Source organism: Aminobacter anthyllidis, from assembly GCF_018555685.1.
Taxonomy (GTDB): Bacteria; Pseudomonadota; Alphaproteobacteria; order Rhizobiales; family Rhizobiaceae; genus Aminobacter; species Aminobacter anthyllidis.
In genome coordinates this window covers 25,719-34,624 of the sequence record NZ_JAFLWW010000019.1, presented here as the reverse complement: position 1 = coordinate 34,624, position 8,906 = coordinate 25,719, and the positions used below count along the sequence as shown (strand labels likewise).

At 60.4% G+C, this 8,906-nt stretch carries 12 protein-coding genes; 8 read left to right on the top strand and 4 right to left on the bottom strand.

Features of this window, described 5'->3' with window-relative positions:
* From J1C56_RS32300 to J1C56_RS32290, 3 genes are all read left to right on the top strand, one after another.
* Positions 1-518: amino acid ABC transporter permease (locus tag J1C56_RS32300; protein WP_214394003.1), on the top strand; the 518-nt coding region annotated here is incomplete at its 5' end.
* A gap of 89 nt (positions 519-607) precedes the next feature.
* Positions 608-1,357: an amino acid ABC transporter ATP-binding protein gene (locus J1C56_RS32295; protein WP_214394002.1), complete on the top strand. Its 750-nt coding sequence runs from the start codon at positions 608-610 to the stop codon at positions 1,355-1,357.
* A 12-nt stretch (positions 1,358-1,369) separates the two neighbouring features.
* Positions 1,370-2,440, top strand: a complete 1,071-nt coding sequence (locus J1C56_RS32290; protein ID WP_214394001.1) for a succinylglutamate desuccinylase/aspartoacylase family protein — start codon at positions 1,370-1,372, stop codon at positions 2,438-2,440.
* Here the strand turns inward: J1C56_RS32290 and J1C56_RS32285 are convergent.
* The 3 genes from J1C56_RS32285 to J1C56_RS32275 all read right to left on the bottom strand — a co-directional run bounded on the left by J1C56_RS32285 (position 2,352) and on the right by J1C56_RS32275 (position 5,135).
* On the bottom strand, positions 2,352-3,896 hold the full coding sequence (locus tag J1C56_RS32285; RefSeq protein ID WP_214394000.1) for an HAL/PAL/TAL family ammonia-lyase: 1,545 nt from the start codon (positions 3,894-3,896) through the stop codon (positions 2,352-2,354). The genes J1C56_RS32290 and J1C56_RS32285 overlap by 89 nt on opposite strands.
* A 541-nt stretch (positions 3,897-4,437) precedes the next feature.
* Entirely contained in the window at positions 4,438-4,830 is a 393-nt protein-coding gene (locus J1C56_RS32280) for a hypothetical protein (protein WP_214393999.1), read from the bottom strand.
* Positions 4,827-5,135 (bottom strand): hypothetical protein, encoded by a 309-nt coding sequence (locus J1C56_RS32275; protein WP_214393998.1) that lies wholly within the window; start codon positions 5,133-5,135, stop codon positions 4,827-4,829. The genes J1C56_RS32280 and J1C56_RS32275 overlap by 4 nt, the downstream gene beginning before the upstream one ends.
* A 239-nt stretch (positions 5,136-5,374) precedes the next feature.
* On the opposite strand from J1C56_RS32275, the gene J1C56_RS32270 reads away from it, so the two are divergent.
* From J1C56_RS32270 to J1C56_RS32250, 5 genes are all read left to right on the top strand, one after another.
* Entirely contained in the window at positions 5,375-5,686 is a 312-nt protein-coding gene (locus J1C56_RS32270) for a hypothetical protein (protein ID WP_214393997.1), read from the top strand.
* Between the two features lie 31 nt (positions 5,687-5,717).
* The gene (locus tag J1C56_RS32265; protein ID WP_214393996.1) at positions 5,718-6,482 is read left to right on the top strand and encodes an SOS response-associated peptidase; all 765 of its coding nucleotides are present in this window, start codon (positions 5,718-5,720) and stop codon (positions 6,480-6,482) included.
* A gap of 11 nt (positions 6,483-6,493) precedes the next feature.
* Positions 6,494-6,763, top strand: a complete 270-nt coding sequence (locus J1C56_RS32260) for a hypothetical protein (RefSeq protein ID WP_214393995.1) — start codon at positions 6,494-6,496, stop codon at positions 6,761-6,763.
* 334 nt (positions 6,764-7,097) lie between these two features.
* The gene (locus J1C56_RS32255) at positions 7,098-7,514 is read left to right on the top strand and encodes a DNA ligase-like domain-containing protein (RefSeq protein WP_214393994.1); all 417 of its coding nucleotides are present in this window, start codon (positions 7,098-7,100) and stop codon (positions 7,512-7,514) included.
* A gap of 349 nt (positions 7,515-7,863) precedes the next feature.
* The gene (locus J1C56_RS32250; RefSeq protein ID WP_214393993.1) at positions 7,864-8,088 is read left to right on the top strand and encodes a hypothetical protein; all 225 of its coding nucleotides are present in this window, start codon (positions 7,864-7,866) and stop codon (positions 8,086-8,088) included.
* Between the two features lie 319 nt (positions 8,089-8,407).
* Here the strand turns inward: J1C56_RS32250 and J1C56_RS32245 are convergent, their stop codons facing one another.
* A complete protein-coding gene (locus tag J1C56_RS32245; RefSeq protein WP_214393992.1) occupies positions 8,408-8,863 on the bottom strand; it encodes a YidB family protein in 456 nt (151 codons plus the stop codon).
* Positions 8,864-8,906: the final 43 nt, after the last annotated feature.

The following is an 8,906-nucleotide window of genomic DNA, read 5'->3' as shown; positions in this document are numbered from 1 at the left end:
GGTTGGGAGGGCTGTTCGTCCGCTTCCTGATCGACTTCATCAGGGCGACGCCAGTGCTGGTCTGGCTCTATTGCCTGTATTTCATCCTGCCGTTTTACGGCATTCGCCTTGGTGCGCTTGCCACAGGCATGATCGGGCTCAGCCTCTATTACAGCGGTTATCTCGCCGAGGTGTTCAAGGCCGGCATCGATGCCATCCCCAACGGTCAGGCGGAGGCCGCAAGGGCACTTGGGCTCGGCAGGATCGATATGACCGTCTTTGTCATCGCCCCGCAGATGCTGCGCAACATCGCAGCACCCATGGGTAACTACTTCGTCTCTATCCTCAAGGCGACGCCTTATCTGGCGGTGCTTGCGGTGCCGGAGATGCTGGGACGTGCCTTCGACATTGCCTCCGAGACCTACCGCTACGCCGAGCCGCTGACGGTCGCGGGCCTGATCTTTCTCGGTCTCGCACTCCTCATCTCGTTGGCCATCAAACGGCTCGAGACCCGCCTGCTGGGACCGACAACCAGATAGCCGGCAGGCCGGTAACCCCAACGGCTGACTACGCCCTCACAAAAACAAATACTTGGCTCGCTATCTTCAAGCGAATGTAGAGATACTCCATGACCCAGACAGACGACAAACCTGCCGTCCAGATATCCTCGCTCAACAAGTGGTATGGCGCCTTCCATGTGTTGAAGGAGGTCAACCTCACCATCCCAAGCGGATCCCGCGTCGTGATCTGCGGACCGTCCGGTTCAGGCAAATCGACGCTGATCCGCTGCCTGAACGGACTTGAAGCCTACCAGCAGGGAACCGTCACACTTGCCACGATCAGGCTGGGTGACAATGCCAGGGAGACAGCACTCGCCCGTCGCCAGACCGGAATGGTGTTCCAGAGCTTCAACCTGTTTCCACATCTGACCGTGTTGTCGAACTGCACGCTGGCGCTGCGGCGGGTACTTCGCATGCCGCGCAAGGAGGCTGAGAGCCTGGCGCGCCATTTCCTCGAAAAGGTCCGTATTCCCGAACAAGCCGACAAATATCCCGCGCAATTGTCAGGCGGACAGCAGCAGCGGGTGGCGATTGCGCGGGCGCTCTGCATGAACCCGCGCCTCATGCTGTTCGACGAGCCAACCTCCGCGCTCGATCCCGAAATGGTCAAGGAGGTGCTCGACGTCATGACCGGGCTGGCTCACGAGGGCATGACGATGATCTGCGTCACCCATGAGATGGGCTTTGCCCGGGAAGTTGCCGACCAGGTGGTGTTCATGGATCAGGGCAGCATTGTCGAGCAGGCGTCGCCGATGACGTTCTTTTCGACACCCAGTCATCCGCGCGCCCAGTCTTTCCTCAACACGCTGCTGCATTGAGAGGACGGACCGGTGGCAACCGACACACGCATCTGGACGGACATCGACTTCGACAAGGACGGCAAGCAGATATCGTGCCTGCGTTTGCCGTTTTCGAGCGATCGGTCGGCCTATGGCACCATTCCGATCCCCATCGTCTGCATCAGGAATGGCAACGGGCCAACTGCACTGCTTGTCGCCGGCAATCATGGCGATGAGTATGAGGGCCAGGTGGCGCTCAGCAAGCTCGCCCGGCAACTCGATGCAAGCGAGCTCCGCGGCCGCATCATTATCCTGCCAGCATTGAACTATCCCGCGGTGGACGCAGGCAGACGCGTGTCGCCGCTCGATCAGGGTAATCTCAACCGGATGTTTCCCGGCGACGCCAATGGCACACCGACTGACATGATCGCCCACTATGTCTCTGAGGTGCTGCTGCCGCTCGCCGACATCGTCATCGACCTGCATTCCGGTGGCACCTCGTTGCTCTATCTCCCCTGCTGCCTGATCCGCGTGGGCAAGACCGCAGCCGAGACGGCAAGTCTGATCGAACTCATGCGCGTCTTCGGCGCTCCAATCGGCTCGATCAGTGACGGTTCCGGCGGCGGCGGCGCCTCGACACTGTCAGCAATAGCCCAGATGCTCGGCATTCCAGCCCTGACGACCGAACTCGGCGGTGGCGCGACGATGTCACGGAAAGGCGAAGCCCTTGCCCGAGACGGCGTGCTGCGCGTGCTGAAGCACATGGGCATCCTGCCCGACGCTATTGTCGAACCGGCTGATGCAACGCGATCCATGCGGGTCGATGGCAGGCAGGCGTTCACCTACGCGCCCGTCAGAGGGATCTTCGAGCCTGCCGTGGCCGTGGGAGACGAGGTTCAGGCGGGAGATCTTGCCGGCGTCATTCATCCGATTGCCGGGCCGTCCGAGCCTGCCAGATTGGTGCAGTTCGCGAAGTCTGGTCTCGTTGCCTGCCAACGGGCTCCTGCACTAACCGAGCCGGGAGATTGCCTGTTCAAGCTGGTGGTGGACGTTTCGCCTGCAGCGGCTCAAGCAGCGCATACCGGCTGGTCAGCCTGTTGGGCGCATCCGCCGAGCGAATGAAATCGCGGAGCGTTTCCATGTCCCATGATAGCGGGCGGTCGTCTGCATAATGTGCCACGTGCTCGCGAACAGTGCGATAGATCGCATCTGTTCGAGGGGCGCGCCCTTTCTTGCCGGCCAGGAAGTCATGCGCCTGCGCTGCCGCCATCAGTTCAATTGCCAGGATGTATTCGGCGTTGTCGATGACCGCGAGCAGCTTGTTGGCCGCAACGGTTGGATGGGCGAGGAAGTCTTCCTGCAAGCCGGATGTGACACCACCGTCCGTCGCAGCCGGGGCCGCCAGGCGGCGGTTCACGTTGCTCAGCGAAGCGGCGGTATACTGCGCGATCATGAAGCCAGAATTGCAGCCGCCTTCGCTGGCGAGAAACGCCGGCAGATCGTTGACCAGTGGATTGACCAGGCGGTCGATGCGTCGCTCGCTCATGGCCGCCACCTGAGCCAGAGCGATCGTCAGACTGTCGGCAGCCTGACCCAAAGCGGGCGCAACTGCATGCGCCTCTGAAAAGACCAGTGGGTTTTCCAGCGTACCCGAGACAGCAGGATTATCCGTGACGGAAGCCAATTCGCGGTCGACCAGCTGTGCGGAACGCTCCATCACCTCAAGTGCGGCACCATGCACATGGGGTATAGCGCGAAGGCTGAGCGCATCTTGTGTGCGCTGCCCGCGGGCCGCCTCAATCAGGCCGCTGCCCTCGAGCAACCCGCGCAGTGTTGCGCCGACCGCCTCGATACCGGGCGACGGGCGCATGGCGAGGACTTGCTCGTCAAAGGCCGCCATTTGGCCGCCGGCGGCCTCGAGCGTCAGGGCCGCAGCTGCATTGGCCCAGCGCAACAGGCGTTCGACGCGTGCCAATGCCACGCACAGAAGTCCAGTAGCGCAGGCTGTACCGTTGACCAGGCTGAGGCCTTCCTTGGCGCCGAGCACCAGTGGCTCAATTCCAATAGCGGCCAGTGCGTCACCCCCGTTCATCCGACGCCCTGCGACGCACGCCCTGCCCTCGCCGATCAACACCAGGGCAATGTGTGCGTTGTGCGTGAGATATCCCGCCGACCCTCGAGACGGCACCTCTGGGATGCAGTTGCGCTCCAGGAAGCTCAGCAAGTTGAGAACGACCTCTGGTCGCACTCCGGAATGGCCGTGCGCAAAATTGGCCACCTGCGATGCGATGATGGCACGGATGCTGCGCTCCGGCAGCAGATCACCGACCCCGCAAGCGTGGCTGAAAATGATGTTGCGAGAAAGTCGCTGCAGCAAGGCAGGTTCGACCACCGTGTTCGACAGCGCGCCAACGCCGGTATTCACGCCATAGGCGCGAATGCCGTTTTCAACTATTCGCGCCACGATCCGGTTTGCGAATGCGACCCGCTCCCAGGCGGCAGGCGCAAGTGCCAGCGTCTCACCATCGCCGATCCGCGCGATGTCCTGCCAAGTTGGAGATGCGTCGATTGTTATCATGGCATGGTCTCGAAAGGGCTTGGATACGTGTGCGAGATGGCCGAGCCGCTGCTGCGCCGAGCCTTGTTCATGAGTGCAATCGAGCTGGAGAATTGCCTGACACGATACATGACCCGCTTGGTAAGAGGCACCTTCCAAGCGAGTGGCGTCGGTCTTCCATTCTATTGCGGTCGCCGGAGCGATACAGCCCCAGCAAGATTTGTTTGATAGATGAAAGGTCGTAGCAACCAAGTGACAAAAGCGACTTGGATCGGTCGATTATGCAGCAATGAAAATGGAGTGGTCGCAACATTGCGGATGGGCAGACGCTGCTGCCCAGGTCTTCCATCGGGATTGGCGGAACAGGTGGCAAACCCGCGCACTGAACAAGGCAGAACCCGACGAGCTGGAGCCTTGATGAGCATGCCTGCCCGATCACCTCAGGCCGCCGACCGCTGGTGCGTATCAGGCTCAGCGATGGGCGGCTGGCAGAGAAGGTGGTGCTCGCCGAGGGCTATGCGATCATCTGGAGACCGAAGGTCAAGCGCCCTGGTGCGGGTGATCAGCGGCCATACTCACGGAAGAACCTCGGCAACTGAAGGGGCCCGCAACGCTCGATCGGCTTCCACTCATCGGTTCGTAGCCAGGCACCGTTGACGCGGCCGCGCTCCCGGTCCTTTGCTGGGTCGAAGTGAATTCCTTCGAACTCGGCCGCAAAGACGTCAGCGTCGGCTCTGCTCGCGAAGCAATAGAGCCGGTAGTCTTCCTGCTTGCCGTTCGGCCATTTCGCCGTGACTTGCTGGGTGCTCGGGCGAGGCTCGAAGCGCTGGCAGTACCGCTCAAGGAAGTCGTAGTTCTCCATGCAGCAAAGGTCATTCGGGAGGGCGACCTGATGCGGTAGGTTCTTGCGGATATACCAGCGCTTTGAGTTCTCACGTTTCTTCGCGGCCGTCATTCTTCCTTCCAGACCGGAATTCGATTGATCTTGATGGCGACAAGCCGGCGGATCTTCACCCCCACCATCTCCCTGGAGCCGGAGAAAATGCGCTCGACCTTGAGGAACCCATGGCCGCCTGGGACACTTTCGCACTTCATCCGGCCGGAAAGAGAATCGACGTCGACGTCGCCAAACAGCTGCATCAGGTCGGTCGGGTAATAGACGTGCGCTCGCTTGCAATAGGCGCATCGAACCTCGACGAAATCGCGGGCATCGTTCAGCTTGGACAGCGGAAAGGGTGTTGTTCGGTTCGGCTCGGGCATGAGAACGAAATAGGAACAAACTCCTTGCGGAGTCAATTCACATCACGCTAACCTATGGGCATGAGTGACGAGCCAAACACCGCACCGCGCATGCCCGGCGGCATCTATGAGCACTGTTGTGAGCACCCCGGCTACAAGAAGCATGGCGGATGGGGCTTCGCTACAGGCAAGCAAACGCCGCATTGGTTCTGCTACGAGCACAAGCCCGAGGGCAAGAAATCTACGGGGAGGCTCTGCTGATGCCCCTTACGCTTGAAATCCCCGGCGCATCGCCAGACGAAATGCAACGGGGCCTCGCGGCAGCTCAGGCAATCCTCGACATGTACGGCGTGACGCCTGAACAAGGCGATTACTCCACATGGAAGGTCGAGAATGCGCACGAGCCGCTCTATTCGCTGGACGGCGAAGATTTGGAACCCACCAGGGAAGACGAGAGAATTTCGGTCATCTGGTACAGGGCGCAGGAAGCCGCGGTGAAGGCATGCGGCAGAGACCCTGCTCCATATGAACCCGGTGATCATCAGGGTCCACTAGGGTGCAGCCGCGATTGACGGCACCCCCACGCCACGGCAGTCTCCCCCTATGTGCAACCTCTACAATTTCTCATCATCCCAAGACGAGCTGCGAGCGCTTACCAAGGTGCTCGACGACATCGCGGGCAATCTCGAACCATCTATCGACGTCTATCCCGGCCGCAATGGGCCGGTGGTGCGCAACTTCGAAGGGCGCCGGCAGTTGGCAATGCTCAACTGGGGAATGCCCACGGCTTCGAACGTGCAATTTCAGGCGACCAAGGCCCGCGCGGCAAAGCTCGAGGCGAAGGGTCAGACCGTCGATTTCAAGGCACTGCTCGAGAAAGAACCCGACAAGGGCGTAACCAACATCCGACACACCGACAGTAAGCACTGGGTCCCCCATCTCGGCGTCGAGAGCAGATGCGTCGTGCCGTTCACCAGCTTCGCCGAGCCGAGCCCGGTCGAAGGTGACAAAGACCCCCTCACTGGCCGGCATCGCAATTTCTGGTTTGCGCTCAACGAAAGCCAGCCGCTGGCGGTCTTCGCTGGGCTCTGGACGCCTTGGCGTGGCGCCCGCACCATTCGTGATGGCGTGCTCGACTGGCAGGTCTATGCTTTCCTGACCACCAGCCCGAACGCTGTTGTCGCCCCGATCCACGAAAAGGCCATGCCGGTTATCCTGACGACGCAAGGCGAGATTGACACGTGGCTAACGGCACCCTGGTCAGAAGCGAGCAAGCTGCAGCGTCCGCTGCCTGACGACATGCTGACCGTTGTGGATCTTCCGCCGACCCAACTCGTTTCACCTCAATCCCAGGCGTCGTTGATCTAGGAGATTACTCGATGTCGAATACCGGTCACGTCGTGCCTCAGCAGAAGATGCCGAAGCTGATCGTGGTAGCGGCCTTCAACCGCGACGAAGAAGGCGACCTGAAGCCCGCGTTCGATCCGCGCCAGATGCAGAGCGAGGACGCTGCAGTTCGTTTAGCGAAGATAATCGAGAGCGAGCACGCGGGCGTTATCGCCTGGAGCCGTGAAGCTAACTCCGTTATCGGCGAGTATGGCGAACCGACAATCCTCTGCCGGGCCGGTGAGGTGCCCGACATGGAATAACCCTCTGCTAGCCAAAGAGAGTTTCCCGAAAAAAGAATGCGGCTGCATTGTGTACGAATTGGCTAGGCTCCCCCATCCTTGCACGGTGAGGTGCGACGTCGATGCAGGGCCTAAGTCCGAGAGTTGAGTATTGCGTCGGCTGCCACGCCCAAACACGCAATGCAGGCGGCCCGACTTGGCAAAGACCAAGCGGGCCGCTTTCGCTGCGGCTGATCCATGAAGGACAAGCGCCGATCCGCGTTCATACCACCCTGCATACCGACGACCTGCTCGGACTGGATGGCAAAGACCTGCGCAAGTGCGCTGCGAGGATCGGCGGCTGCAGCTGCATGAGTTGCTCGGCGATCCCCGACCCACGTGCCCGCTGCAATTCAGCCAGGCGTTCGAAGGCTCAGGAGCCGAGTTCTTCGCCGCGGTGGAAAAGATGGATCTCGAAGGCATGGTATCCAAGCGCCGCGCCAGCATCTACCGCAGCGGCCCATCTTTGGATTGGGTCGAAGCCAAGACATACATCACAGGCGAGTTCGTCGTGATCGACTATGAGCGCAAACACGGAGCAGCGCCGTCACTTCTTCTGGCCATGGAGGCCGACGACCGCATGACCTACGTCGGGCGTGCGATACCGGCCATCCCCCAGGCAAAGCGCGACGAGCTATGCCGGGCGCTGGAGTTCTTGCACGCAAGCCACTTTGCCACCCCGATAGGCGCCGCGGCAACAAGGCCGCTGTCCGGTCCTAAAGGTCATGGCTAAAGGGCGAAGAGAAGCTTCGGCATGCAACGGTAATTGAGGTCCTCATGCCGAAATGAAATAGGGCCTGCCGGACGGTTGTGTCTGGCAGGCCCTCGTTCGGAGCATAGGCCGGAGGGGGGAGGCTATGCGCCGAAGAACTAGAAACTCTGATAGGCTCATTAAGTTCCAAAAACGAAGGCCCGCCGGAGGGCGACCCTCGGCAGGCCTCGCTGCTGGAGCGCCTGACGGTTCAGGGCGCCGCAAACGAGACGCCATATCAATAGACGACGACTCATCGGTAGTAACTTTTAATGGCATCGCCGACTGTGAGCGAATACCAGGCTTCCGCCCCATCGCTAGGGAGGATGCCATGGGAGGCTCCAACGGGAAGAACGGCGGTACCGCGTTTGATTTCGGCATTATGCGTGGCGTCATCATCAAGATCGCAACATCTGAGGGTTGTCCTGTCGATCTCAGTGAGGTGGCAAGGGCGGTCGCAGCCGATTTCTGCCCCGAAAACGAATATCCCGACGAAATCATCGACGCCTTGGTCAAGATTGCACGACAAACCAAGGCCGGGCGCGACGCTGGGTAGCTTCCGATTCGCAACCTCGCGTTTTAGAGTTCTCTAATATCCATTGGAGACTCCGCGATGTCCGACGGTTCTGACGGTGGCAAAGGAAACGCGCATTCCGCTACGCGGGGGCTGAGGCCGAACGGCTGCATTGATTAAATAAGTAATCCGGCGCATTCCGCGACAATTCCAGTGCTGGCCAGCCCGCGCGGCTGCGGACAGTGCCATACCGAGGGCTCAACCTTGAGGGCACAGCCGCAAATGAAACTGATGTCGTCCCCTCCGCCCTCATTGCGCGGCCTGACAACGGCATTCGACGACATCGCCGGCAAGGATTCAACTAAGGCTTAGGAGGGGGCGGGACGGGATCTAGCAGCGTCGGTTCCTCGGGCAGCGTGCCCTCTGGTGTTATCTCATCTACGACTTTTGGGAGGTCGACGGCTAGGCGGTCAAGAATTTCCTGCCTCGACATGCCCGTTTGCCTGATCAGAGATTCGAGTGTTTCCTCATCGATTGCAGCCTCTACATTTGCAGGACCAATTGGCTGATTTGCCCCCTTCCCCATCCAGGAGTCGACTGCATCGCCCGAGCCAGCAGCCTTCAAGCGGTTCAAGAGATCGCTTAGCCCGCCCATTCCCCCTTTCACAGCTTGATCAAACACGTTCTCGTTTCCCCCGGGATTGTTAGGGTCAGTGTTTGGAGAGCTAACTTTTTTGATGATTTCGCCCAGCTTGTCGCGGTTTTGGTAGGCGAGGATACCCAACGCTGCGAGGGCTATTCGTCCGAGGCCGGCCATTTTTGTCTCCTATGATCATTCAGGCCATGAAGCGCCGCAGCGG

What these genes read in the sequence shown, in the direction of transcription:
- J1C56_RS32245 (WP_214393992.1), bottom strand. Translation starts at nt 8,863, where the DNA reads ATGGCCGGCCTCGGACGAATAGCCCTCGCAGCGTTGGGTATCCTCGCC.
- J1C56_RS32260 (WP_214393995.1), top strand. Translation starts at nt 6,494, where the DNA reads ATGTCGAATACCGGTCACGTCGTGCCTCAGCAGAAGATGCCGAAGCTG.
- J1C56_RS32275 (WP_214393998.1), bottom strand. Translation starts at nt 5,135, where the DNA reads ATGCCCGAGCCGAACCGAACAACACCCTTTCCGCTGTCCAAGCTGAAC.
- J1C56_RS32250 (WP_214393993.1), top strand. Translation starts at nt 7,864, where the DNA reads ATGGGAGGCTCCAACGGGAAGAACGGCGGTACCGCGTTTGATTTCGGC.
- J1C56_RS32265 (WP_214393996.1), top strand. Translation starts at nt 5,718, where the DNA reads ATGTGCAACCTCTACAATTTCTCATCATCCCAAGACGAGCTGCGAGCG.
- J1C56_RS32280 (WP_214393999.1), bottom strand. Translation starts at nt 4,830, where the DNA reads ATGACGGCCGCGAAGAAACGTGAGAACTCAAAGCGCTGGTATATCCGC.
- J1C56_RS32270 (WP_214393997.1), top strand. Translation starts at nt 5,375, where the DNA reads ATGCCCCTTACGCTTGAAATCCCCGGCGCATCGCCAGACGAAATGCAA.
- J1C56_RS32285 (WP_214394000.1), bottom strand. Translation starts at nt 3,896, where the DNA reads ATGATAACAATCGACGCATCTCCAACTTGGCAGGACATCGCGCGGATC.
- J1C56_RS32295 (WP_214394002.1), top strand. Translation starts at nt 608, where the DNA reads ATGACCCAGACAGACGACAAACCTGCCGTCCAGATATCCTCGCTCAAC.